At 65.8% G+C, this 25,703-nt stretch carries 14 protein-coding genes; 5 read left to right on the forward strand and 9 right to left on the reverse strand.

Features of this window, described 5'->3' with window-relative positions; all coding sequences use genetic code 11:
• Window position 1: 1 nt before the first annotated feature.
• From uvrA to V6X30_RS01895, 3 genes are read right to left on the reverse strand one after another with little or no spacing between them, the layout of a single operon-like run.
• Window positions 2-5,539, reverse strand: coding sequence for an excinuclease ABC subunit UvrA (gene uvrA / locus V6X30_RS01885; RefSeq protein WP_367982948.1), 5,538 nt, complete (start codon window positions 5,537-5,539; stop codon window positions 2-4).
• Complete coding sequence (locus tag V6X30_RS01890) at window positions 5,532-7,559, reverse strand: GNAT family N-acetyltransferase (protein ID WP_367982949.1); 2,028 nt, start codon at window positions 7,557-7,559, stop codon at window positions 5,532-5,534. Before V6X30_RS01890 ends, uvrA begins: the two co-directional genes overlap by 8 nt.
• Window positions 7,559-9,403: an ABC transporter ATP-binding protein gene (locus tag V6X30_RS01895; RefSeq protein WP_367982950.1), complete on the reverse strand. Its 1,845-nt coding sequence runs from the start codon at window positions 9,401-9,403 to the stop codon at window positions 7,559-7,561. The genes V6X30_RS01890 and V6X30_RS01895 overlap by 1 nt, the downstream gene beginning before the upstream one ends.
• Window positions 9,404-9,637: 234 nt before the next feature.
• Here V6X30_RS01895 and leuA point away from each other — a divergent pair, with 234 nt between their 5' ends.
• The gene (gene leuA / locus V6X30_RS01900; RefSeq protein WP_367982951.1) at window positions 9,638-11,338 is read left to right on the forward strand and encodes a 2-isopropylmalate synthase; all 1,701 of its coding nucleotides are present in this window, start codon (window positions 9,638-9,640) and stop codon (window positions 11,336-11,338) included.
• Here the strand turns inward: leuA and recQ are convergent.
• The 6 genes from recQ to lexA form a co-directional block, all read right to left on the reverse strand.
• Window positions 11,281-13,107 carry a DNA helicase RecQ gene (recQ, locus tag V6X30_RS01905; protein ID WP_367982953.1) on the reverse strand — a complete coding sequence of 609 codons (1,827 nt, stop codon included), beginning with the start codon at window positions 13,105-13,107 and terminating at the stop codon, window positions 11,281-11,283. The genes leuA and recQ overlap by 58 nt on opposite strands.
• Window positions 13,108-13,221: 114 nt before the next feature.
• Complete coding sequence (locus V6X30_RS01910; protein ID WP_408022365.1) at window positions 13,222-16,320, reverse strand: error-prone DNA polymerase; 3,099 nt, start codon at window positions 16,318-16,320, stop codon at window positions 13,222-13,224.
• A gap of 5 nt (window positions 16,321-16,325) precedes the next feature.
• Window positions 16,326-17,213, reverse strand: a complete 888-nt coding sequence (locus tag V6X30_RS01915) for a DMT family transporter (RefSeq protein ID WP_367982955.1) — start codon at window positions 17,211-17,213, stop codon at window positions 16,326-16,328.
• Between the two features lie 79 nt (window positions 17,214-17,292).
• On the reverse strand, window positions 17,293-18,741 hold the full coding sequence (locus tag V6X30_RS01920; RefSeq protein WP_367984516.1) for a Y-family DNA polymerase: 1,449 nt from the start codon (window positions 18,739-18,741) through the stop codon (window positions 17,293-17,295).
• A 37-nt stretch (window positions 18,742-18,778) separates the two neighbouring features.
• Window positions 18,779-19,453: a translesion DNA synthesis-associated protein ImuA gene (gene imuA / locus V6X30_RS01925; protein ID WP_367982956.1), complete on the reverse strand. Its 675-nt coding sequence runs from the start codon at window positions 19,451-19,453 to the stop codon at window positions 18,779-18,781.
• A gap of 25 nt (window positions 19,454-19,478) precedes the next feature.
• Window positions 19,479-20,108 (reverse strand): transcriptional repressor LexA, encoded by a 630-nt coding sequence (gene lexA / locus V6X30_RS01930; protein ID WP_367982957.1) that lies wholly within the window; start codon window positions 20,106-20,108, stop codon window positions 19,479-19,481.
• A gap of 89 nt (window positions 20,109-20,197) precedes the next feature.
• On the opposite strand from lexA, the gene relA reads away from it, so the two are divergent.
• From relA to V6X30_RS01950, 4 genes are all read left to right on the forward strand, one after another.
• The gene (relA, locus tag V6X30_RS01935) at window positions 20,198-22,414 is read left to right on the forward strand and encodes a GTP diphosphokinase (RefSeq protein WP_367982958.1); all 2,217 of its coding nucleotides are present in this window, start codon (window positions 20,198-20,200) and stop codon (window positions 22,412-22,414) included.
• Window positions 22,395-24,086: an ExeM/NucH family extracellular endonuclease gene (locus V6X30_RS01940; protein WP_367982959.1), complete on the forward strand. Its 1,692-nt coding sequence runs from the start codon at window positions 22,395-22,397 to the stop codon at window positions 24,084-24,086. Before relA ends, V6X30_RS01940 begins: the two co-directional genes overlap by 20 nt.
• Window positions 24,087-24,158: 72 nt before the next feature.
• Window positions 24,159-24,950: an ABC transporter ATP-binding protein gene (locus tag V6X30_RS01945; RefSeq protein WP_367982960.1), complete on the forward strand. Its 792-nt coding sequence runs from the start codon at window positions 24,159-24,161 to the stop codon at window positions 24,948-24,950.
• The gene (locus V6X30_RS01950; protein ID WP_367982961.1) at window positions 24,950-25,687 is read left to right on the forward strand and encodes an ABC transporter substrate-binding protein; all 738 of its coding nucleotides are present in this window, start codon (window positions 24,950-24,952) and stop codon (window positions 25,685-25,687) included. Before V6X30_RS01945 ends, V6X30_RS01950 begins: the two co-directional genes overlap by 1 nt.
• Window positions 25,688-25,703: the final 16 nt, after the last annotated feature.

Genomic DNA, 25,703 nt, shown 5'->3' on the forward strand with positions numbered 1-25,703 from the left:
ATCAACTGACTGCCTCGCCGGAGCGGCCTGCCTGCCGGGTGGACATGAACTCTGCGAGAAGGCGGCCGGTATGCGATTCGCGATTTCGGCATGCCTGCTCCGGCGTGCCCTGAACCACGATACGCCCGCCGCCATCTCCGCCCTCCGGCCCGAGGTCGATCAGCCAGTCGGCCTCGGCGAGCACGTCGAGGTTGTGCTCAATGACGACGACGCTGTGTCCCGCGTCCACCAGTCGATGCAGGACACCGGTGAGGCGCTCGACATCGGCGATATGCAGCCCGACGGTGGGCTCGTCGAGGATGTAGAGCGTTCTCGCCGCCGCTGTCCTGCCGGTCTCCGGCCTTGCCTTGGCCAGTTCGCTGACGAGCTTGATCCGCTGGGCCTCGCCGCCGGACAGCGTCGGACTCGGCTGACCTAGGGTGAGATACCCAAGCCCCGTATCCCGCAGCAGCCCCAGCGTATGGTGGAGTCGCTTGTGTGCCGCGAAGAAATCGACCGCCGTTTCGATATCCATGCTCAGGACATCGCCGATCGAACAGCCCCGCCAGGTGACGGCCAGGGTCTCCGGCGTGAAGCGCTGGCCGTGACAGGTCTCGCAGGGCACGGTGACGTCCGGGAGAAAGTTCATCTCGATCCGCCGCATGCCCTGCCCCTCGCAGTCCGGGCAGCGGCCCTCGCTGGTGTTGAATGAAAAGCGTCCTGGCCCGTAACCACGGATACGGGCCTCTTCGGTCTGGGCGAACAGGCGCCGTATCTCGTCGTAGATGCCGACATAGGTGACGGGGCAGGAGCGGGGGGTCTTGCCGATGGGCGTCTGGTCGACCTCGAGAACACGATCCACTGCCTGCCAGCCGGTGATGTCCCGACAGCCATGCGGCGCCGCGCTGGCATCGCCGGTACGGCCGAGCCGGGCCCGCAGGCTGCCATGGAGCACCTCCCGAACCAGGGTGCTTTTACCGGATCCGGATACACCGCTCACTGCCGTCAGGCGGCCCAGCGGGATGCGCGCATTGACCTCGCGGAGATTGTTGGCGTGAACTCTCAGCAGCTTGATGGCTTCCGTGGCGTGGGCATCGCGGCGTTCGCCGCGCTGTGGGTGATGCATGGGATTGCTCAGGGCGCGCCCGGTGACCGAATCGGGATTGGCAAGCAGGTCCTCGAGCCGGCCCTCGGCCACGATCCGTCCGCCCTGCACACCGGCGCCGGGGCCGAGGTCAATGACATGCTCGGCGCGGCGGATCGTATCCTCGTCATGTTCGACGACGACCATGGTGTTGCCCTTGGCTTCCAGTGCCGCCAGCGTGTCGAGGAGCATCCGATTGTCGCGGGCATGCAGTCCGATGGTCGGTTCATCGAGGATGTAGCAGACGCCCTGGAGGTTGGAACCAAGCTGGGCCGCCAGCCGGATACGCTGGGCCTCACCGCCGGAGAGCGTCGGCGCCGCCCGATCGAGGGTGAGGTAGCCGAGGCCGACCGCCGCCAGGAACCCGAGCCGCCCCTGCAGCTCGGACAGGATGTCGCGGGCAATCGCGGCTTCCCGACCCGTCAGTTCGATGTCGCGGAAAAAGGCCTCGGCCCCGGCCACCGAGAGGCCGCCATAGTCGGCAATGCCGCGGTCGAGAAAACGCACGGCCAGCGCCTCCGGTCGCAGGCGATGACCGTGACAGGCGGGGCAGATCCGCGGTCCTTCCTCGTCTCCGCCTCGCCACTGTCGCTCCTCGCCGGTCTGCTCGGCATCGAAGCCCTTGAGCACGACGCCGGTGCCGAAGCACGTCGGGCACCAGCCATGCCGGGTGTTGTAGGAGAATAGTCTCGGATCCAGCGGGCTGAAGCTGCGATTGCAGCCGGGGCAGGCGCGCTCCGTGGAATAGAGGGTGGTCTCCCCCGTCGCTCTGGCCACCTTGACCTGGCCCTTGCCATAGCCTAGGACCTGCGCCAGCGCGGCACCCAGTGTGTCCTCGTCGGCAGGATCCGGCTCGAGGGTGGCGACGGGCAGATCGATATCATGTTCCTGGTAACGGTCGAGGCGAGGCCAGTCGGCGGTGGGCAGATCCTCGCCATCCACGCGTAGGTGGCTGAAGCCTTTGCCGCCGGCCCACTGGGCCAGGTCGGTGTAGTACCCCTTACGCGCCACGACCAGCGGTGCCAGGAGCGTGACCGCTTCGCCGCGATGCGCCTCGACGAGGTGGGCGGCGATGGACTCACGGCTCTGTTCGCGGATGGGCAGATCGCAGTCGGGACAGTACTGGGTGCCCAGTTTGACGAACATCAGCCGCAGGAAGTGATGCAGCTCTGTCATCGTGGCCACGGTGCTCTTGTGGCCACCGCGGCTGGTGCGCTGCTCGATGGCCACCGTGGGCGGGATGCCGAAGACCGCGTCGACGTCGGGCCGGGCGGCGGGCTGGACGAACTGCCGGGCGTAGGCGTTGAGCGACTCCAGGTAGCGGCGCTGGCCTTCGTTGAAGAGGATGTCGAAGGCCACCGTGCTCTTCCCGGAGCCGGACAGGCCGGTGATCACGGTAAGGCGGTCCTGCGGGATGCGCAGATCGATGCCGCGCAGATTGTGTTCGCGCGCATTGCGGATTTCGATGGCCCGGGGTTCGGCCGTCATCGACTGCTTCACGCCTCGTGCCGCCGTCTCAAGCGGGGGGGCATCCGCCACGCGCTCGCCTTGGTAGCGTTTGAGTGCGTTGCCGGTATGGCTTTCGGCCACGGCCATGACCGCCTCGGGTGTGCCCTCGGCAACCAGTCGGCCACCGGCATCGCCGCCCTCCGGCCCCAGGTCCACCAGCCAGTCGGCGGCCAGCATGACATCCAGGTTATGCTCGATGACGATGACGGAATGCCCGGCCTCCATCAGCCGCTCAAGGGCGGTGAGCAGGACACGGATATCCTCGAAATGCAGCCCGGTGGTGGGTTCGTCGAAGAGGAACAGCTTATGCCCGCCGCCCCGCTTGCGGGCCTTGGCCAGGTGACCGGCAAGCTTCAGGCGCTGGGCTTCGCCGCCGGATAGGGTGGGCACGGGCTGGCCCAGTTGCATGTAGCCAAGACCCACTGCCGCAAGGGGCTCCAGGCCGCGGAGGATGTCCGGCTGGTCGGCAAAGAAGGCACGCGCTTCGTCCACGGTCATCTCCAGGCATTCGGCAATGGAGACCGGCGGCCGATCGCAGTCCTGGGCCGGCGCGATGCGGACCTCGAGCACGGCATCGCGATAGCGGCGTCCGTCGCAGGTGGGGCAGCGCAGGTAGACATCCGAGAGGAACTGCATCTCGACATGCTCGAAACCGTTGCCGCCACAGGCCGGACAGCGGCCGGCACCGGCGTTGAAGCTGAAGGTGCCGGCGGTATAACCCCGCTCCCGGGCAAGCGGCTCGCGGGCGAATGCCTTGCGAATCGGGTCGAAGGCACCGACATAGCTGGCCGGATTGGAGCGTGTGGTGCGGCCGATGGCCGACTGATCGACCAGGACCACCTCGTCGATGGTCTCCGCGCCATGAATGGCCGTGTGCCTGCCGGGTGGATCCACGGCTTCACCGAACATCTTGCGCAGGCTGCGGTAGATGACGGACTCGAGCAGCGTGGACTTGCCGGATCCGGATACGCCGGTCAGACAGACCAGGCGGTGCAGGGGCAGACGCACATCGAATCCGTCGAGGTTGTGCTCACTTGCTCCCTCAATGGTGATCCATTGGGCCGGTGCCTCGCGGTGCGCGCGTCGGCCGGCAGCCTCCACGCGGCGGCGTCCCTGCAGATAGGCGCCGGTCAGCGATGTCTTATCCTTCATCAGCGCGGCCGGCGAGCCATTGAAGACAATATCGCCGCCTTCCCGGCCAGGGCCCGGGCCGATATCGATGATCCGGTCGGCGGCCTGCATGATGTCGGGGTCGTGTTCGACCACAAGCAGCGTGTTGCCGGCATCGCGCAGGCGGTGCATCACCGAGGTGATGCGCTGGATATCCCGGGGATGCAGTCCGATGCTCGGTTCATCGAGGACGAATAGGGTATTGACCAGCGAGGTGCCCAGTGCTGTGGTGAGATTGATGCGCTGGACCTCGCCACCCGACAGCGTCCGCGACTGGCGGTCGAGCGTCAGGTAGCCGACGCCGACCTGCTGGAGAAAGCCAAGTCGCGCGCGGATCGCCTCCAGTAGCAGGGGAACCGCCTCGTCCAGGGGAGCGGGGAGCGCGAGCCGCTCGAAGAATTGCCCGGCACGCGCCAGTGGCAGGGTCATCAGGTCGTGGACGTTCAGCCCCGGCAGTCCCCGGAATACCGATTCGGGCATGGACAGGCCGCGGGCGCGATGTCGCTCGGCGGGTGGCACCGCCAGGGCCGCCTCATCATGCCCGCCCAGGCGCCAGAGCAGCGCCTCGGGCTTGAGGCGTGCCCCCTCGCAGTCCGGACAGAGATCGTAACTGCGATATTTGGATAGCAGCACGCGGACATGCATTTTATAGCTCTTCGACTCCAGCCAGTCGAAGAACCGGCGCACGCCGTGCCACTGACCCCGACCGCCGCCTTCGCCCTCGATGACCCAGTCGCGGTCGGCCGCCGGCAGATCCTGCCAGGGAACATCGGTGGCCACGCCACGGCGGCGGGCATGACGCATCAGATCCTTCTGACATTCCGCGGATTTGCCTGACTGCCAGGGGCGGATGGCGCCGCCGGCCAGGGTCTTGCGGGGATCGGGAATGACCAGCCCGTAGTCGATGCCCATGATGCGGCCAAAGCCGCGGCAGGTCTCGCAGGCACCCACCGGCGAGTTGAACGAGAAAAGACTGGGGCTGGGGTCGCGATAATGCCGGTTGCAGTCGGCGCAGTGCAGCGCCTGTGAAAATCGATGCTCGTCCACGGGCTCGCGCTGGTCATCCAGCTCCATCACGACCAGATGGCCACGGCCATGCTGAAAGGCCGCCTCGGCAGCTTCAATGAGCCGATCGCGCCGCGATTCCTCCACCCGAATGCGGTCCTGGATGACGCGCAGACGCCCGTCCGCCTGATCGCTTATGCGGGTGTAGCCCTGTCGCTCCAGCAGGCCGCGGATCTCAGCGCGGTCATAGTTCTCGGGAATCTCCACATCGAAGGCGACCACGGCCCGCGCCCCCGGACAGCGCTCATGGAGCCGCTGATAGACTCCCTCGGCCGTATCCCGCGTCACCGCCCGCCCGCAGCCACCGCAGTAGAGCCGTGCCCCACGGGCAAACAGCAGCTTGAGGTGATCATTGAGCTCGGTCATCGTGCCCACGGTGGAGCGGGAGGTGCGCACGGGGTTGGTCTGATCAATGGCGATGGCCGGCGGTATACCTTCCACCCGATCCGTGGCGGGGCGATCCATGCGATCGAGAAACTGTCGGGCGTAGGGGGAGAACGTCTCGACGTAGCGGCGCTGGCCCTCGGCATAGATGGTGTCAAACGCCAGCGACGACTTGCCGGATCCGGATACCCCGGTGATCACGGCGAATTCGCCGGTGGGCAGATCCAGGTCCAGATTGCGCAGGTTGTTCTGGCGGGCACCGCGGATGCGGATGGTGGAGTCACTCATCGTCGGTCCTCAGGCATTGTGCGAGCAGTTTGCGCAGCCGGGCGATCGCTTCCCGGCGCCCGGATAGTCCAGCGGTCTGCGCCATGGCCATACCATCCATCGGCCGGTCCACCGCGGCATCCAGCAGCGCCCGGTCATCGCCGTCGAAGGACCCGGCGCCGCTGACCGCCCAGCGTGCCAGCGCACCATGGGTATCGAGCAGTGATCGATGGCCGCGGGCGAAGGCCTCGAGATCGACCTGATCAATGGCGGCTGGATCAACAGCGACGGGCAGGTCCTGCTGCAGTCGGGAGGCGAGCGCCGTGGGGACGTCGCTCAGGCCCTGCGCCAGCTGGTCGGGCAGATGCACGGCCATGCGCTGACGGGCCTGCGCCAGAAGCTCGTCGCCATGAGGATCCAGCCCCTGGAGCAGGATGACCGCATGACTGCCGCTGCTAGCGTCGCGACGGTTACCCACCCGTGCCGGTCGAAGACCACAGGCAAGCCAGAAGTCTAGCACCTCGGCGGTCATCCCGAAGCTGGTGCCAAGCCAGTCGAGCCCGTCATCGAGAGCACTCGCTCGAGCGGCATCGACCAGTGCCCTGCCGATGCCGGCACGGCGGCAGTCCGGATGCACCGCGATGCGCTGGATACGCAGTCCCCTCCGGGTAGCGGCCTCGCTGATGCCGGCGTGGAATGTCAGTGACTGGGCGATCAGGTGCCCCGCCGGGCGGCGTCGGCCGGCATGGATCTCTCGGCTTAACGTCGGGTCGAGTCCGCCCTCGACACGGCCGGCAAGGATGCCGATGACGGCGCCCTGATCACGGGCCAGCCATAGACGCATGGACGGGTCATCCAGCAGCTGTCTTAGGTCCCGGGGTCGGGTCTGGTAATGGCCGGCCACCAGCAGGCCGAATGCATCGGCAAGATCCTGTTCTCTGCCTGCCAGATCAGCGCCCGCCACGCATTCGATCTGCGGGGCACCGGCATTGTCATGGGAGCGTGGATCCGTGTCGAGAAGCAGTAGCGTGTCCACCAGGCACTCGAGGGGGTCGTCAGGTGCCCAGCGGATCGGTCGGGAGAGTTTTACATGGCGGAACGTACGCGGCTGGCGGGCGAGGGTGTCCGCCAGCCTGACGATCAGGCCGCGGCCGCTGCCCTCGTAGCCATGCACTGTGCCGGTGATCACGCAGCGGCGGTTTTCCTTGATCAGCCGCTCGACCAGTGGGAGGGGCATCGCGGCCGCCTCGTCGATGAACAGCAGTGAACGCGCCGGTCGGACATCTTCGGGCGCGAGGAAAACCGGGGGCGTCCGCCCGGCGCTGGCCAACGCGGTGGCAGCGGCGGACCGGGACGGCGCCGTGAGCCGGATATCGGCCCGTTCGCCAAGGGCACGGGCGGCGAGGCCCAGCGCCGCCGATTTGCCGCGCCCGCGATCGGCAGTGATCAGCAGCGTCGCCGGGTCGTCATCCCGCGTCAGGTCGGTGATCGCGTCGATGACGCGCTTTTGGGCCGCCGTGGGTTCAAGCGTGCCTGCGCCTACACCCGGATAGCCCGTCGGACGGGGCAGGGCGTCCATGTCGTCACTCGCGGCCTGGCGTCGAACCGCCGGTGATTCCCCGAGATGGCGGATCAGCCGGCCAATGAACGCGGATCCTGACGGGTCGGGAGAGACCCCTTCGCTCAGCAGTCGGGCCAGCGCGGGATCCGGAGCGGTTGGCCATGCCGCCGCCGGTGGGGTAAGCAGCAGACAGTGACCGCCGCCACCGATCGCACCGGCAAGAGCGCCGAGATCATCCGGATCGAGGCCGGAATGCGCGTCGATCACACCGGCGGCAAGGGTTCGTCCAAGGAGCGATCGACCCTGGCCGGCGGGGACTGCGCGAATCCCCCCGGCGCCGGTTTCGCCATCGCCTCCCGCGGTTGTCCCGACCCATCCAACGGCGTCGGGATCCTGTTCCGCAAGCAGGTTAAGTGCCTGCTGCCGGCATCCGGCCGCCGTGCCTTCGATCCAGATCAGATCGCGAGGCCTCTCCCGCATTACTGATAGCCCGCGGCCTGCAGCCGGAAGAGCCGCGCGTAGCGGCCATCGGCATCCAGCAGTGCGGCGTGACTGCCGCGCTCGATGATCCGCCCGCCCTCAATGACGATAATCTCATCCGCCATGCGCACCGTGGAGAAGCGGTGCGAGATGAGGATGGCCATCCGATCGCGGGTGAGTGTGCGGAAATGCTCGAAGATTTCCGCCTCGGCGGCGGCATCCATGGCGGCGGTGGGCTCGTCCAGCACGAGGATGTCCGCGCCTTCGCGCATGAACGCCCGCGCCACGGCAATCTTCTGCCACTGTCCCCCCGACAGCTCGCGGCCATCGCGGAACCAGCGACCGAGCTGGGCATGGTACCCACCGGGAATGGCCTCGATGAAAGGCTCCGCCAGGCCCTGGCGGGCGGCCCGCTGCCAGCGCGCCTCGTCATCGAAATGACGGACATCGCCGGCACCGATGTTCTCGCCCACCGGCAGCTGATAGCGCATGAAATCCTGGAAAATGATGCCGATGCGCTCGCGCAGCGTCTGGCTGTCCCAGTCGTGCAGATCCGTGCCATCCAGCAGTATCCGCCCGGCCGTCGGTGCGTAGAGACCGGCCAGGAGCTTGATCAGCGTGGTCTTGCCCGAACCGTTGTCGCCCACCAGGGCGATACTGCGGCCCGGTTGCAGGTGGAGCGAGACATTGCGAAGGGCATCGTCCTCACTGCCGGGGTAGCGAAAGCTGACCGCCTCGAATCGTAACCCGTCACCGGGTACGGCACCTTTGGTGGCCTCGCCGGTGCCAACGGTTACCGGCTGCTCGAGATATTCATACAGATTGGAGAGGTAGAGGTTGTCCTCGTACATGCCGCTGATGGCGGTCAGGCTGGCACTCACGGCACTCTGACCCTGCCGGAAGACGCTCAGGTACATGGTCATCTGACCCAGTGTGATCTGGCCGGCCACTGTGGTCATGACAATCCATGCGTAGGTCGCATAGAACGCCAGGGTGGCGATCAGCCCCAGGCCGAAGCCCCACAGGTCGCGGCGGAGGGTCAGCCGGCGGTCTTCCCGGTAGAGACGACGAAAGATGTCCCGATACCGATCGAGCAGCAGCGGCCCGAGCTGGAACAGCTTGACCTCCTTGGCGCTGTCCTCGCGGGCGAGCACGGTCTCCAGATACATCTGCTGGCGGGTATCCGGGCTGCGCCAGCGGAACAGGCGGAAGGCATCGCCCGAGAACTTCGCCTCGGAGAAGAACTGCGGCAGTCCGGCTGCCACCAGAATGGCCACCGCCCAGGGTGAAAAGCCCAGCAGCAGGCCCGCAAAACTGGCAAGTGAAATGCCATTCTGAATGAGGCCGAAGGTGCGATTGACGAGGCTCAGGGGGCGACTGGACGCCTCGCGCCGCGCACGGGTGAGCTTGTCGTAGAACTCCGAATCCTCGAAGTCGGCAAGCTGCAGCGTCTGCGCCTTCTCCAGGATCATGACGTTGACGCGCTGCCCGAGCTGGGCACGCAGCAACGACTGGACGATCTGGATGCCGCGCTGGGCGCCGGCGATGCCCGCCATGATCCCGCCTTCGAGCGCAACCAGCCAGAGCAGCCGCGGCGGTATACCCGCCTCCGCGTTGATGGCATCGACCACGCCATCGACGATGAGCTGGCCAACCCATGCGGCCGCCGCCGGCAGCAGGCCCGCCACCAGCGTGGCGACCGCCAGTATGACCGTGAGCGGGCGACTGGTCTGCCAGACCAGCTCGATGGCTCGCCGGCTGTAGCGGAAGACACCCAGATACTGACGCCAGCCCCGCGGTGGGTTGCAGTCGTTGGCGGTTGCCGTCTGCGCAGGGGATGCCATCGCCCCAGTTTAACGAATGACTTGACGACTGCGAGGGAATAGCGGTTAACTCCTGATCATGTTGACGGATTTCAATCATCGTCCTTCCATTGTGCTTCTGCGCGGTCTATTCCCCGGGCTGCTGCTGCGCCGCGCGCGCAGTTAATCGAACCCCACTCAAGAAAAGACCTCATCCCTCTCCAACCGCCCGAAACGGCGGTGTCAGTCCCGTTGCATGACAGGGAGCGCAAGACGATGCTCGATGACCCGACCCGCAAATATCAGCCGTTCCGTCCGATCCGTCTCCGCGACCGGCAATGGCCGGACCATACAATCACCCGGCCGCCGGTGTGGATGAGCACGGACCTGCGCGACGGTAACCAGGCGCTGTTCGAACCGATGGACGTGGAGCGCAAGCGTGCCTTGTATGACTGCCTGGTGGATGTGGGCTTCCGCGAGATCGAAGTCGGCTTCCCCTCTGCCTCGCAGGCCGACTATGACTTCGTGCGTCACCTCATCGACAGCGACGCCATCCCCGAAGGTGTCTGGATCGAGGTGCTCACCCAGGCCCGCCCGGAATTGATCGAGCGGACCTTCGAGGCCGTGGCCGGCGCGCCCCGCGTGATTGTCCATGTCTACAACGCGACCTCCCCGGTATTTCGCGAGGTCGTCTTCCGACAGAGCGCTGAAGGTGTCCAGACAATGGCCGTTGAGGCGGCTCGGCAGATCCGCGGGCTGGCCGCTGAGCGTCCGGAAACCGTCTGGCGGTTTCAGTATAGTCCGGAGACCTTCAGCACCACGGAGCCCGAGTTTGCCCTCTCCGTCGTCGACGCGGTGACCGCGGTCTGGGAGGCCTCGGCGGAGGTGCCGGTCATCATCAATCTGCCGGCGACGGTGGAGATGGCCGCGCCCAATGTCTATGCCGACCAGATCGAGTGGATGCATCGGCATCTCGCCCGGCGGGAGGGCATCGTCTTGAGCGTGCACCCGCACAATGATCGCGGCACCGGTGTGGCCGCGGCGGAGCTCGCGCTCATGGCCGGGGCCGATCGCGTCGAGGGTTGTCTTTTCGGCAACGGTGAGCGCACGGGCAATGTCGATCTCGTCACCCTCGCCCTCAATCTCTATACCCAGGGCGTGCATCCGGGGCTGGATTTCTCGCGCATCAATGACGTGCTGCGCACCGTCGAGCACTGTACCCAGATTCCGGTTCACCCACGGCATCCCTACGTCGGCGACCTGGTCTTCACCGCATTTTCCGGATCCCATCAGGATGCCATTCGCAAGGGCTTTGCCGTGCAACCGGAGGATGGACTCTGGTCGGTGCCTTATCTGACGATCGACCCGCGCGATCTCGGCCGCAGCTACGAGTCGGTAATCCGGGTCAACAGCCAGTCGGGCAAGGGCGGCATGGCCTATTTAATGGAGCAGGCATACGGCGTGACGCTGCCGCGGCGTCTGCAGGTGGAATTCTCGCGGGTGGTGCAGGCGCACATGGACGCCGGGGGCGGTGAGGTCTCCGCCGAGGCGCTGTGGGATCTTTTTGAAAGAGAGTATCTGCTGCTGGAAGCCCCGATCCACTACATCGGTCATACGCTGTTCGATGCCGGCGAGCGGCAGGGCCTGCGCCTTTGCATTCGCCAGCAGGGGGAGACCGTCACTCTCAACGGCTTTGGCAACGGGCCCATCGATGCCCTGCTGGATGCGCTGGGCAGTCCGGTGCGGGTACAGCACTACGAGGAGCACTCCCTGAGCCATGGCTCCGATGCCGGCGCGGTGTGTTTCATGGAACTTGCCGCCGAGGGAATCGACGGTGACGTCTACGGTGTGGGGATGGATGCCAATATCGTCACCGCATCGGTGCGGGCGGTCCTCAGCGGGATCAATCGCATGGCGTCTCAGGCACCGGTGGTACTCGGCAATGCCGCCAGCGTGGCCAGGAATGCCTCGCCGTAGCGCTCCAGCTTTCGCGCCCCGACACCGGGCAGGTCGGCGAATTCGGCAAGATTCGTCGGGCGCTGCTCGAGCATGGCGAGCAGCGTCGCATCGTGGAAGATGACGTACGGCGGCACACCCTCATGCTCGGCAAGGCGCCGACGCGCCGCGCGCAGGGCGGCCCAGGTGTCGGGATCCACGGCCACGTCGGCGGCGGCGACCCGCATTCGCGGCTGCGCCCGCCGGCTGGGCAGGTCCTCGCGCAGAAACAGCTCAGTCTCGCCCCGTAACAGCGGGCGACAGGCCTCGGCGAGGCGCAGGCCGCCGTGGCCCTCGGGGTCCGGCTCAAGGTAGCCGTGCGCCAGTAGTTGCCGGATGATGGACTGCCAGGTCGCCCGGGGCAGATCAGTGCCGATGCCGAAGGTGCTCAAGCGCTCATGCCCGCGCTGTCGAAGCCGGTCGTTATCCTCGCCGAGCAGCACATCAATGACGTGGCCAGCCCCGAAGCGCTGCCCTGTGCGGTATACACAAGACAGCAGCCGTCTCGCCGGATCCGTTGCGTCCCAGGTGCGCGGCGGATTCTGGCAGTTATCGCAGTTGCCGCAGCGATCTGGATACACCTCGCCGAAATGTGCGAGCAGGGTGGGCCGACGGCACTGGCTGGTCTCGCAGAAGGCGAGCAGCGCCTCCAGGCGCTGTTGCTCACGGCGCTTGTGGCCCGCGCCAGCCTGCGAGTCGGCGCTCATCTGACGGATGCGGTAGATGTCCTGCAATCCATACACAAGCCATGCCTCCGCCGGGAGCCCGTCGCGACCGCCCCGTCCGGTCTCCTGATAGTAGGCCTCGAGGGTCTTGGGCAGATCCAGGTGGGCGACAAAGCGGACATCCGGCTTGTCGATACCCATGCCGAAGGCAACGGTGGCTACCATCACCAGGCCATCCTCGCGCAGGAAGCGTGACTGGTGATGCTGGCGCAGGGCCGGCTCGAGGCCGGCATGGTAGGCAAGCGCCGGGATCCCGCGGGTGTTGAGCCAGTCGGCGATCTGTTCGGTGGCTCGGCGTGACATGCAATAGACGATCCCGGACTCACCAGCATGCCGTTCGCGGATGAAGCGCAGGAGTTGGTCCCGAGGCCGGTCCTTGAGCCCGATTTCGTAGCGGATGTTGGGTCGGTCGAAACTGGAGACGAAAACTCGGGCATCGGCGGGTAGCAGTCGCTGGCGGATCTCCTCGCGGGTGCGTTGATCGGCCGTGGCCGTGAGGGCGATACGTGGAACGCCGGGAAATCGGTCGCCGAGGATGTCCAGCTGCAGATACTCGGGTCGGAAATCATGTCCCCATTGAGAGACGCAATGCGCTTCGTCGATGGCGAATAGCGCGATCCTGACGTCTGACAGCCGCTGCAGGAGGTCGCTGCCGAGGAGCCGCTCCGGTGCGACGTAGAGCAGATCGAGTTCACCGGCCTGCAGGGCGCGTTCGATATCGAGCCGTTCCTCAGCGCAGAGACTGGAGTTCAGCGCCGCGGCGCGGACGCCCTGCTGACGCAGGGCGGCGACCTGATCGGACATGAGAGCGATCAGCGGCGAAACGACCACCGCCACACCATCGCGCAGCAGGGCGGGGATCTGGTAGCAGAGCGACTTCCCGCCACCGGTGGGCATCAGCACCAGGGCATTGCCACCGTCGGCCACGCAGTCGATGACCTCGCCCTGCTGACCGCGAAAGCGCGAATAACCGAATACCTGTTCCAGCACGGCCCGAGCGGCCGTGCTCCCCTGCGATGGCTTCATTTGCGCCTTTTCAGGAGCCGGCGATGAGCAGGCTTTTGCAATGCGGGCGCTTCATCAAGAGAGATCATCCTGGTGAAAGTGGACCGTCATGATATCGCCGTCGCGCCCCGCAAGTCAGTGGAAATTGCGTGACCGGGTTTGCAGCTCCCCCAGCAGATGGCTATGATCTTCGAGACGTCCGGCGACCAGATGGCAGACGTCACCGCGGCGCTCCCATATGCCCACGACGCCGAGCAGACGCGCCCCAACCACCAGTGATCGCTGCCGTGCGGCCAGGTCTTTCCAGATCACCACATTGGTGACCCCGGATTCGTCTTCCAGTGTCAGGAAGACCACGCCACCGGCGGCGCCGGGCCGTTGTCGGTTGATCACGAGCCCGGCTGCCCGGGCGATTCGACGATGTCCGGTCTGTGCCAGTTCACTCACGGGGCGATAGCCGCTGCGCCGCAGCCGATCGCGTAGCAGTGCCAGAGGGTGCCGGCCCAGCGTCAGCCCGAGGCTGCGATAATCACCCAGCAGATCTTCGGCTTCGGAAGGGGCGGGCAGCGCCGGGGGTGTCTCGGAGTGAGGGGTCGAGTCCAGTAACGGACCCCGGGCCTCAATACCGAGTACCTGCCACCATGCCTGACGCCGATGTCCGCCAAGCCCGGCCATGGCCCCGGCATCAGCGAGTGCGCGCAGATTGCCGCGATCGAGCCCGGCGCGATGAGCCAGGTCGCCTATGTTGCTGAAAGGGCCATCCGTTTCGCGGCTCTGACGGATCCGCTCTGCCGCGGCCCTGCCGAGGCCGCGGATCAGACGCAGGCCGAGGCGCAGCACAGGCCGTTGGGATGGGGCCTCTTTATTGTCATGCTCAAGGCTGCAGTCCCAGTCGCTGTACCGGACATCCACACCCCGCACCACGACGCCATGAGCGCGGGCGTCACGGACCAGCTGCGCTGGTGCGTAGAACCCCATGGGCTGACTGTTGAGCAGGGCGCAGACAAAAACGTCGGGGTAGTGGCGCTTGATCCAGGCAGAGACATAGACGAGCAGGGCAAAGCTGGCGGCATGGGATTCCGGGAAGCCGTACTCGCCGAAACCGCAGATCTGCTCGAAGACCCGTTCGGCAAATGCCGGTGCGTAACCACGCTCGGCCATCCCCTGCAGCAGCCGTTCGCGGAACGGACCCAGTCCGCCACGTTTTTTCCATGCCGCCATGGCCCGACGCAGGGAATCCGCCTCTCCCGGGGTAAAGCCGGCGGCCACCACGGCCAGCTGCATGACCTGTTCCTGGAAGATGGGAACGCCCAGGGTGCGTTCCAGCACGCCGCGAACCTCGTCGCTGGGATAGTCCACCGCCTCACTGCCCTCGCGGCGTCGCAGATAGGGGTGGACCATATCGCCCTGGATGGGGCCGGGCCGGACGATGGAGATCTCGATCACCAGATCGTAGAAACACGCTGGCCTGAGCCGCGGCAGCATGGCCATCTGCGCTCGTGACTCCACCTGGAAAACGCCAACGGTGTCGGCCTGGCAGAGCATTGCGTAGACGGATGGATCCTCGGCCGGAATGTCCGCCAGCGTCAGACAGCGGCCGTGATGCTGTTCGATGAGCGCCAGGCTCCGACGGATGGCACTCAGCATGCCCAGCGCCAGGCAGTCGACCTTGAGCAGCCCCAGGGTCTCCAGGTCGTCCTTGTCCCACTGGATGATGCTGCGTCCCGCCATGGCCGCGTTCTCCGTGGGAACCAGCTCGCTGAGTGGGCCACGGCTGATCACGAACCCACCGACATGCTGTGAGAGATGGCGCGGGAATCCGAGCAGCTCGCGGGTGAGCGTGAGCAGGCGGTGAACCACCGGGTTCTGCGGATCGAATCCCGCCTCGCGCAGGCGCTCGTCATCAATCGTCCGGCCATCCCACCACTGCATGCTACCCGCCAGTCGGTCGACCTGTTCCCCATCCAGCCCGAGTGCCTTGCCGACATCCCGCAACGCGCTGCGGGGGCGATAGCTGATGACCGTGGCAGCCAGCGCGGCACGATGCCGGCCGTATTTGCGATAGACGTACTGGATGACCTCCTCGCGGCGGTCATGCTCGAAGTCAACATCGATATCCGGCGGTTCGTTGCGCTCGCGGGAAATGAAACGTTCGAACAACAGGCTGGAGCGGGCGGGATCCACGGCAGTGATGCCCAGGCAGTAGCAGACGCTCGAGTTGGCGGCCGAGCCGCGCCCCTGGCACAGAATGCCCTGGCGTCGTGCAAAGTCGACGATATCGTGCACCGTCAGGAAGTAGGGCTCGTAGGCCAGATCCTGAATGATCTGCAGCTCGTGTTCGATGCTCTGACGAATGCGTTCGGGGACCCCCTCCGGCCATCGCCGACCGGCTCCGGCCTCCACCAGATGACGCAGCCAGCTCGTGGGGGTATGCGCCGCCGGTACCAGCTCTTCCGGGTATTCGTAGCGCAGTTCATCCAGGGAAAATCGGCAGCGCGCGGCGATAGCCACCGTCTCGGCGAGCATGGCCGCGGGGTAGTCCCGCCCCAGGCGTCTGCGCGGGCGTAGATGCCGTTCGCCATTGCGGGCAAGCGCGTCGCCAAGTGTGCCCACCGGTTGCCCATGGCGAATGGCGGTGAGTGTGTCCTGCAGGGCCCGTCGTCCGCGCCGATGCATGAGAACACCGCCACTGGCCACCGCCGGCAAGTGATATCGGTGGGCTAGCACCTGGCAGTGGTCGAGGCGTTCGCTATCACGTCCGTCACGCCGGGTCTGCGCCGTCAGCCAGCTGCGTTGTGGAAAGGTCCGGCGAAGCCATTCGATGTCGCCTTCGTCGGTGCCGGGCTCTGTTATGAGCAGGGCAAGGCAGCCCGGGATGCCGTCCTGCAGGTCTTCGCGTTCAAGCCGATAGTGCCCCTTTCCTGCCTGACTTCGGCCCAGCGCAATGAGCGCGGAGAGCCGGCCATAGGCGTAGCGATCGGGTGCCAGTAGGATCAGGTGAAGGCCATCCGTCAGGCGTAACTCGCTGCCCACGATCAGTTGGATGCGGCGCTCACGGGCGGCCGCATGGGCCCGAACCACCCCGGCGAGGGAGCACTCGTCGGTAATGGCCAGTGCCTCGTAGCCCAGTTCATCGGCCCGCCTGATCAGCTCCTCGGGGTGTGAAGCCCCCCGCAGGAAGCTGAAGTTGCTGACGCAGTGAAGCTCGGCGTAGGCCGGCATCGTTGCATCCATCATGCTCAGCCGTCCGGCTGACGATGAGCCCGGGGTAGCGTGAGCAGGGCGACCGAGCCGGTCAGCATAACGGCGCCGAGGAGTCCGTAAGTGCCCAGTGCCTCGTTGAGTATCAGCCAGGCCAGTAGTGCCGCACCCAGCGGTTCCAGCAGCACCAGGATGCTGGAGATGGTGGCGGTGGTATGCCGCAGTCCGTTGAAGAAGAACACGTACCCCAGCGTGGTCGGGACCAGGGCAATGTAGAGCAGCGCCGGGATAGCGACATCAGCATCCCTCAGTACAGGCACGAAACCGCTCCACAGCGCCAGGGGGAGCATTACCACCGCACCGACTCCGAACCCGAAGGCGGCGCTCTGCATTGGATGGACGCGTCCGGCGGCATGACGGCCGATCAATGTAAACGCGGCGTAGCAGGCCGCTGCGGCCAGTGCGAAGCCGATCCCTGCCCAGAGCCCCGAGCCGAGTTGCAGCGCCTGGGGTGAAATCACCAGCAGAGCGGTGCCGGTGATGGCGACCAGCATTGCCGTCAGTACCCGACGTGTCAGGGGCTCGTGGAGCAGGATGGCGGCGAGGAGCGCCACCAGTACCGGCGCCAGGCACAGTGTGATGAGCGTGGCGAGCCCGGCACCGATCATTTTGACCGAGATCAGATAACCCACCTGGAATCCGGTCTGCGCGAGTCCGAGGGCAACCAGCCAGCGGCGGTTGCCGGACGGCAGCTGCATGAAGTCACGGCCCTGATAGAGCAGGCCCAGCAGCATGAAAAGCGGCGACGCAATGACAAACCGGATGAAGGCCACGGTCAGCGGAGAGACATCGGTCTGTTCAAAGAGGATACGGGAGACGATGCCGGTGGTGCTCCAGAGTGTCGCGCCAATGGCAACCAGAAGCATGCCCCGGGTGGCATGGGAAGTGTGAGCCGGCGTCGACATGGCGCCGGAGCATACGATATTCGAACGCGCTGCGGGCATTTCAGGCGAAGATTCCGTGCAGGTACCAGCGCCGCTGACCACGCCGGTCCCGGAAAATCCAGATCCGGCGGCCCTGGCGGGTTCTCGCACGATAGTAATCGCGGGTCACGTCATGGCCGTCCCACCAGCCGGTTTCGATGCGCTCCGGGCCGTCCTCCAGCAGCAATGGTGTGGCCTCGTACTCCGGCTGCCCCTGTGGGCTTTTCAGCGGAACAGGCTGCTCAAGCAGCCAGCATGGACGCGTGACGGTGGCCGGCATTGCCTTTTGCTGAATAGCACTTCCGGGGGGTTGGTACGCCCAGGCCTTCTCCGGGCGATGCTCCGCGCGCATGGCCAGCCTATGCACCCGGGACTCGCCCAGCCGGCTATTGAGCGTTTCGATCAGGCGATGCCAGTCTTCAGCGGCGTTGCTCCCATCAGCCTCATCGAGTAGATCAAGGGCGATGCTGGTATCTGGCATGGGGTGGAAACGCCCGGCCCGCAGATGGATGGCCACCACGTCGCCGGAGAGGGTCAGTCCGTCCAGATGCCGATCCAGCAGCCATTTCAGATGACCGGCGTCCCGGCAGGGAGAAAGCACCCCGACAGGCAGCAGGGTGGGGCGGCCCTGACGGTGATGCAGAGCGAAGCGCAGCCGCCTGACACCGGCATCGTGGCGGCGCAGGTTGCTGCAGAGCTCGTCGATGAGCCGCTGCAACTCCGGCCGCAGCGCATTGATGTCTGCCAGCGCCTCGACAAACGTCAGCCGGCGATCGAAACGTGCTGGAGGATGCCAGTCCTCCCGCGGGTCGGGGCGCTCGCCATGGGCTCGCTGGAGCATCTCCAGCAGCCCCCGCCCCAGACGCCGAGTCGCACCCGCCCCCGGCAGGGCACGGATATCGCCAATGGTTTCGCAGCCCAGGCCCTGCAGGGCATCGGTCACGCGTTGCTCGACCGGCAGGATGGCCACCGGTAGTCCGCCGAGCCGTGAGCCCAGTGCCTTGCGCGCCGTGACGGGTGTCTCGTCGCCGGCACGGGCCAGCAACCATGCCGCCGTCGGGGTCGGGGCAATGCCGATGGTGACCTGATGGCCGAGTTGCCGAATGCCTTCCAGAATCCGCTGTCGCAGCGGCTCCAGTCCCTGGAAATAGCGCAGGCTGCCTTCGATCTCGAGTAACAGCGCGGCGGGCGCCTGGAGGCTGACCCTCGGACTGAACCGGCCTGACCAGGTGGCGAGTCGCTCGAGGACATGCTGCTCCCGCACCGGGTCGCGCACATGGTGATGGCCATGTGCGACAAGTGCTCGGGCAGCCGTCGGCGTCATGCCCGGTTGAATGCCATGACGCCGGGCCTGGCGATTGCAACCGATGATCCGGCCAGCCTCGCTGATGAACAGAGGCTGTTCAGTGTCCTGACCATCGCTGAAGCATTCAACGGGCAGACGGAAGAAATGCAGGCACAGCCAGAGCATCACGATTCATTCAGTGCATGCCGTCATGATGGGCTCTTCAGCCTTCCAGCGGCAGCGGCTGCTGTGTCCGGACAGGCGTTGTCGACCAGGTATCCAGTTCGATGGTGCCGGCCGGTATGCCGCGGCACTTGAGGATACGGATATCCAGACGCTGACCGCTGCTCTCGCCCAGTGTCAGCCGCAGAGCGGCTGGTGAGCGCTCACTGGCGGCGGTCTGACTGCGGAACAGCAATCCCATGCTGTTGCCGGATTCGGCGGCCAGCTGCAGCCGGCGCAGGCTGCGGTCATCGCAGCGGCTTGGCCAGGCCATGACGGCCGCGCAGGTGCCGCTGCGCAGGGCCTGCTCCACGGACCATAGGGCCTGCGGTGGGTCGGCAGGATGGATGATCAGAAGCCGTGACAGGTCAATGCCCTGAGCTGCCAGCGCGGGGGCATAGGGAACGAATGGCGGCGCGATCATGGCGATCCAGCGCCCGCCGCGGGAGAGCCGGGCGAGGGCGGGCATGACCAGGCGCAGCTCACCGATGCCATGCTCGTCATGCAGGATCTCGGTCAGTGCGCTGGCGGGAAAACCGCCGCCCGGCAAGGCGCCATCGAGCGCCGAGAATCCGCTGGGCACATGCGAACCCGCCGGATGGGTCGGAGAGGGATGCCGTGCACTGGCGCGCCAGATGCCAGGCTGTTCGAGCAGCTGATCAATGGCCTGTTCCATGATGGACCTCTTATCGATACGAACGTCAGAGCCCGGAGCGAATCACGCCCACGCCAATGCCCTCGATGGCGAGTTCATCCTGGCGCAGGTCAAGCTCGATGGGCTCGAAGTCGGAGTTTTCCGGGAGGAGCTGGACAAGATGACCGCTCCGGGAGAATCGTTTGACCGTGACTTCGTCGCGGATGCGGGCCACTACGATCTGGCCCTCGCGGACTTCAGTGGTCCGGTGTACGGCGAGCAGGTCACCATCGAGAATGCCGGCGTCACGCATGCTCATGCCGCGGACCCGAAGCAGATAGTCCGCGCCCGGCGAGAAAAGGCCGGCGCTGACCTGGTAGTGCTGATCGATATGGGCTTCGGCCAGCAGCGGGCTGCCGGCCGCGACCCGGCCCACGACCGGCAGGCCGGACTCATCGGCGTCATCGTCATCGGAGAGGGCGGCCAGGTCGCTCAGACGAATGCCGCGCGAGGCGCCGGGCTGGAGCGTAATGAAGCCCTTGCGAGCGAGGGCGCGTAGATGCTGCTCGGCGGCATTGGCCGAGCGGAAGCCCAGCTCCGCGGCGATCTCGCTACGCGTCGGTGGATAGCCGGTGTCTGCCAGGAATCGCTGGATGAGTTTGAGGATCTGTTCCTGGCGAGGTGTCAGTGCATTCATGATGTAGCTGCCGATGACAGGGTGAATGACTGTTAATCTATACAGTACTGTATGGATGTTCAATACCCACAGGCGGTAGAATTGACGTCATGGTGAAAGTGAATGACAGCTCGACCGTTCGGCGTCCCGGTGATCAGTCCGTCGAGCAGTGGCTTGATGCCATGCCGGTGCGGCCTGCCGAAGGCGAGCGCGAGCGTCTGGCCGAAGCCTGGCGTTATGCCCGGGCGCACTATGGCGACCACACCCGTGCCCTGGGCGATCGGCGTTTCGATCATGCGGTGAGCGTCGCCGATATCCTTGCCGGGCTGGAGCTCGATGCCGATTCGCTGATCGCCGGTCTTCTGCACGATCTGCCCGCCTGCGATGGGCCGGATATCACGGCGATCGCCGAACAGGCCGGTCAGACCGTGGCCAGCCTGGTTGATGGCTGCCTGCGCATGGGGCAGGTCAGTCGCCTGCATGCCGCCGGGACGCCGGACAGCGAGGGCCGGCGAGCCGAAGCGCTGCGCAAGATGCTGCTGGCGATGGCACGGGACATCCGCGTGGTCTTCCTGGTGCTGGCCGAGCGGCTGCACGACATGCGGATGCTGCGTGCACTGCCCGAGGCCGATCAGCAGCGAATCGCGCGGGAGACGCTGGATCTCTATGCCCCACTGGCCAATCGCCTGGGTATCTGGCAGATCAAGTGGGAGCTGGAGGACCTGTCCTTCCGCTATCTCGATCCCGACAGCTACAGGCGTATCGCCCGCCTGCTGGCCGAGAAGCGGGTCGATCGCGAGCGTTTCATACAGACCATGAAATCGCGTATCGAGGAACATCTCCGCGAGGCGGGGCTCAATGCCGAGGTCAGCGGTCGACCCAAGCATATCTACAGCATCTGGCGGAAGATGCAGCGCAAGGGGCTGGGATTCGACGAGCTGTTCGATCTGCGTGCCCTGCGTCTTCTGGTGGACAGCGTTCCGGCCTGCTATGCGGCCCTGGGTGTCGTCCACAGCCTCTGGCAGCCGATCCCGCGGGAGTTCGATGACTACATCGCCAGCCCCAAGGAGAATGACTACCGATCATTGCATACTGCCGTGGTGGGTGATGGCGGGCGCCCGGTGGAGATCCAGATACGCACCCGCGAGATGCATGAGCAGGCGGAGCTCGGTATTGCCGCCCACTGGCGCTACAAGGAAGGGCGCGGCGAAGATCCGGATTTTGACGCCCGCGTGGCCTGGTTGCGCAAGCTGCTCGAGTCGCCGCCGGACAGCGAGGCCGATGACGATCTCATCGACCGCTTTCGTGCCGAGGTGTTCGAGGACCGGGTCTACGTCATCACGCCGAAAGGGGATGTGGTGGATCTGCCGCGCGGAACGACGCCGCTCGACTTTGCCTACACGGTTCATAGCGAAATCGGGAATCACTGCCGTGGGGCGCGGGTCAACGGGCGCATGGTGACGCTGACGCGGCCGCTGCAGAACGGCGATCAGGTCGAGATCCTCACCTCCCGTAATGCCCGGCCCAGCCGTGACTGGCTCAACCCGGCACTCGGCTACCTCTCCTCGCCCCGTGCCCGGGCCAAGGTCCGGGCCTGGTTCCGTCAACAGAACCAGGACAAGACCGTCGAGCTCGGCCGCGAGTTGCTCGATCGCGAGCTCCACCGCCTGGGGCTGGAGGATGTCAACCTCGAGGAGCTCGCCGGACGCTCACGATTTCCGCGCCTGCCGGAGTTCCTGGCGGCGATCGGCCGCGGGGATATCACCGGCGGGCAGATCGCGGGTTTGCTGCGGGACCGTCTGCTCCCGGCCGAGCCGAGTGGTGACGAGGCACTACTGCGCGGTCGGCGCGGCAATGCATCGAAGTCGACCCGGCCACAGGACGACGTCAGCATTTACGGTGTCGGCAACCTGATGACGCGCATCGCGCAGTGCTGTCAGCCAACGCCTGGCGATGCCATCCTGGGTTTCATCACCCGTGGCGAGGGGGTCACCATCCACCGCGCCGATTGCCCCAATATCCAGCGCCTGCAGGAAACGGCAGCCGAGCGGATTATCGATGTGAGCTGGAGCGCCCGTACCGCGCGCCTCTACCCGGTGGATATCATCGTCGAGGCCTATGACCGGCGCGGCCTGATCCGGGATATCTCCTCGCTGCTGAATAACGAAGGCATCAACGTAACGGCGGTGAACACCCGCACTGATCCGAATGATCAGATGGCGCGCATGGTGATTACCGTCGAGGTTGGTGATGTTGATCAGTTGAGCCGGATCATGCAGCGCATGGCGGGGCTGCGGAACATCCGCGATGTGCACCGCGCGGTCTAACGTCGTGCGGCACTGCCCGCGTAGCCTCGCCGCCGCATGGCGCCTGCTGATCATCGCATCGGTCGTGGTTGCGGGCGCCAGCGGAGGCGCCATGGCGGCGTCGATGGCCTGCGGCGAGCCCGGTACTACATCCATCAGTCGGGTCCGCGGCCTGGATGGTCCGCCGGTGGCGGAGGGTAAGCCGGTAATGGTGGAGGCGACGGTTACCGCAAGCTTCCCCGGGGATCACAGCCTGGATGGTTTCTACCTGCAGTCGAGACAGCCGGCGGCCGGGATTTTCGTCTACGCGCCCGATATCGATGCCCAGGATGCGCCACGCCCGGGGGAGCGCTGGCGGATCGAGGCCTATACCGGCCGCTACCGGGGCCAGATTCAGTTGGAGATGCTCGAGTCGAGGCGATTCTGTGGCGCCGGGGAGGTTCATCCGGCCCTGCTCGACTCCGGGAGTCCAGACGTCTATGCCGGGTTGCGCGATCGGCTTGTCACGATCCGCGGCCCGCTGCACGTCGCCGAGGTCTACAACCTCGGGCGCTATGGCAGTCTTGCGCTCGCGCGCGGCGGGCGGCCGTTTCACCCTAATAACGGCGTCGATGGCGGACGTCGACTTGATCTGCTGCTCGATGATGGAAGCTACCGTCGCGACCCAAGGCCCGTGCCGCATACCGATTCGGCCGGTGTGCGGCGGGCCGGGGATCGAGTCGGGGATATCACCGGCATTCTTGCGCATGCGTTCGGTCGCTGGCGAATCCATCCCGTGACGGAGCCGGAATTTGCGCCAGGCAATCCACGCCCACCGGCGCCACCCGCGTCGACAGGCCTGCGAGCCCTGCAGCTGAATCTGCGCAATTATTTCACTGACCGGGAGGGTCGCGGTCCATCGACCGAGGCCGGTTTCTCCCGCCAGCGCGAAAGACTACGGCAGGTGATCCGGCGGCTGGACGCCGATCTGCTGGCGCTGCATGAAATCCAGAACCATCCGGCCGCCGTCGATGATCTGCTCGCGCTTTTGAATGCCGGTCAGCCGCCCGCGAAGCACTATCGCCAGACGCTTGCCGCGCGAAGCGATGCGGTCATTCGCAGCGTGCTGCTGTACCGGCCGCAGCGGCTGACCCTGGCGGATAGTGACCGACACGTGGCAAGCGTGCACCCGCGTGATCCGGTCACCGGGCGATTCCGTACGGAATCCGGCGGGTTGCTGCGCATCGTGGCGGCGCATTTCAAGTCCCGGGGTGGATGCCCGGATGCCGGCGACCTCGATCGGGGAGAAGGCTGCTGGGCCGAGCGTCGTCTGCATCAGAGCCGGGCATTGATGGACTGGCTGGCTGAGACGCAGGCATCGGAGGGCGGGGTGGCCGCACCGACCCTGATCCTCGCCGACTTCAATGCCTACGCGCAGGAGGCGGCCATCACGGTCTGGCGTGAGGCCGGATTCATCGATCTGCTGGCGCGGGCGGTACCACCCGACCAGCGCTATACCTATAACTATCGCGGGCTGGCTGGTTATCTTGATCATGCCCTTGCCACATCGTCTCTGCTGTCGCGGCTCGATGGCGTGCATGTCTGGCATATCAATGCCGATGAACCGGCCTACCTGGCGGGCGAGGCTTCGGATATCTGGCGATCATCCGATCATGATCCGATGGTCATTGATCTGGACTGGCCGGTCCCCTGAGGCCCGGGGAGCGACAGCGGTGTATTCGGCTGCTAGTCTTGTCACCGGTCTGAAACACACCGGGGGCACTGGATGGAGCAGGCGGCCATCGAGTTGCGGGGGATCAAGAAGCGATTCGGTGAACTTGAGGTCATCAAGGGAATCGATCTCGCCGCAAGACGCGGTGAGGTCATCGCGCTGATCGGTACCAGTGGCTCCGGCAAGAGCACGCTGTTGCGATGCATCAACCTGCTCGAGGAGCCGGATGAAGGCGAGATCATCTTCGATGGTGAACCCCTTGATCTGAAACGGGGGCGAGACGGCACGCTCCATCCTGCCCGCCGTGACCAGATCACCCGCCTGCGGGCGGGCATCGGTTTCGTCTTCCAGAACTTCAACCTCTGGCCGCATATGACGGTGCTCGAGAATGTCATCGAGGCGCCTGTTCATGTTCTCGGCATGCCAAAGAAACAGGCGCTCGCCGAGGCAGAGACACTGCTCGATAAGGTCGGGCTGGGCGAAAAACAGCAGACGTATCCGGCGTTCCTCTCCGGCGGTCAGCAGCAGCGCGCCGCCATCGCCCGTACGCTTGCCATGCGCCCGGCCGTGATCCTCCTCGATGAGCCGACCTCAGCGCTGGATCCGGAGCTGGTGGGGGAGGTGTTAGGCGTGATCCGTCAGCTCGCCGAAGAAGGCCGCACCATGCTCATCGTGACCCACGAAATGCGCTTCGCCCGGGATGTCGCCCATCGAGTGGTGTTCCTGCATGCCGGGCGTATCGAAGAGGAGGGGCCGCCGTCCCGGGTATTCGGCAACCCTCACTCAGAACGCTGCCGCGCCTTTCTCGCCACGCATCTTGCAGAACCACAAGGAGAAACCTACTGATGTTCCGTCAACTCTCTGCCCTGCTGGTCGGCGCTCTGCTGGCCGTTCCGGTTTTTGCCCAGGACACCATCCGGATCGCCACCGAGGGGGCCTATCCTCCGTTCAACTTCATCGACGCCTCCGGCGAGGTGCAAGGCTTCGATGTCGAGATCGCCAACGCCCTCTGCGAGGAGATGGACGCCAACTGCGAGCTGGTCACGCAGGGCTGGGATGGCATCATTCCGGGCCTGATCGCCGGACGCTACGACGCCATCATCGCCTCCATGTCCATCACCCCCGAGCGTCAGGAGGCGGTCAGCTTCAGTGAGCCCTACTACTCCAACAAGCTGCAGTTCATCGCGCCCACGGACAGCGAATTCGGGCCCGCTGACGCAGCCGGCAGCACGGTGGGCGCACAGCGGGCCACCATTGCCGCCCAGTGGCTCGAGGAAAACGTGCCGGACGCCGAAATCCGCCTTTACGACACCCAGGAGAATGCCTACCTGGATCTGGAAAGTGGCCGCCTGGATGCCGTCCTTGCCGATGTCTATGTGAGCTATGAGTGGCTGGACAGTGACGAGGGTGCGGCCTACGAGTTCAAGGGTGATCCCGTCTACGATGATGACAAGATCGCCGTCGCGGTGCGCAAGGATGATCAGGTCCTCGCCGAGCGGTTCAGCGAGGCCATCGAGGCCATCCGTGCCGACGGCACCTACCAGGCCATCAACGCCAACTACTTCCCCTTCGACATCTACTGATCCGGCGGGCGGCTGC

The organism is Spiribacter sp. 1M189 (assembly GCF_040838345.1).
Classification (GTDB): Bacteria; Pseudomonadota; Gammaproteobacteria; order Nitrococcales; family Nitrococcaceae; genus Spiribacter; species Spiribacter insolitus.

Excerpts from the sequence above, each read along its gene's own strand:
- uvrA (WP_367982948.1), bottom strand. The coding sequence starts at position 5,539 with ATGAGTGACTCCACCATCCGCATCCGCGGTGCCCGCCAGAACAACCTG.
- V6X30_RS01890 (WP_367982949.1), bottom strand. The coding sequence starts at position 7,559 with ATGCGGGAGAGGCCTCGCGATCTGATCTGGATCGAAGGCACGGCGGCC.
- V6X30_RS01895 (WP_367982950.1), bottom strand. The coding sequence starts at position 9,403 with ATGGCATCCCCTGCGCAGACGGCAACCGCCAACGACTGCAACCCACCG.
- leuA (WP_367982951.1), top strand. The coding sequence starts at position 9,638 with ATGCTCGATGACCCGACCCGCAAATATCAGCCGTTCCGTCCGATCCGT.
- recQ (WP_367982953.1), bottom strand. The coding sequence starts at position 13,107 with ATGAAGCCATCGCAGGGGAGCACGGCCGCTCGGGCCGTGCTGGAACAG.
- V6X30_RS01910 (WP_408022365.1), bottom strand. The coding sequence starts at position 16,320 with ATGGATGCAACGATGCCGGCCTACGCCGAGCTTCACTGCGTCAGCAAC.
- V6X30_RS01915 (WP_367982955.1), bottom strand. The coding sequence starts at position 17,213 with ATGCTTCTGGTTGCCATTGGCGCGACACTCTGGAGCACCACCGGCATC.
- V6X30_RS01920 (WP_367984516.1), bottom strand. The coding sequence starts at position 18,741 with ATGCTCTGGCTGTGCCTGCATTTCTTCCGTCTGCCCGTTGAATGCTTC.
- imuA (WP_367982956.1), bottom strand. The coding sequence starts at position 19,453 with ATGGAACAGGCCATTGATCAGCTGCTCGAACAGCCTGGCATCTGGCGC.
- lexA (WP_367982957.1), bottom strand. The coding sequence starts at position 20,108 with ATGAATGCACTGACACCTCGCCAGGAACAGATCCTCAAACTCATCCAG.
- relA (WP_367982958.1), top strand. The coding sequence starts at position 20,198 with ATGGTGAAAGTGAATGACAGCTCGACCGTTCGGCGTCCCGGTGATCAG.
- V6X30_RS01940 (WP_367982959.1), top strand. The coding sequence starts at position 22,395 with ATGTGCACCGCGCGGTCTAACGTCGTGCGGCACTGCCCGCGTAGCCTC.
- V6X30_RS01945 (WP_367982960.1), top strand. The coding sequence starts at position 24,159 with ATGGAGCAGGCGGCCATCGAGTTGCGGGGGATCAAGAAGCGATTCGGT.
- V6X30_RS01950 (WP_367982961.1), top strand. The coding sequence starts at position 24,950 with ATGTTCCGTCAACTCTCTGCCCTGCTGGTCGGCGCTCTGCTGGCCGTT.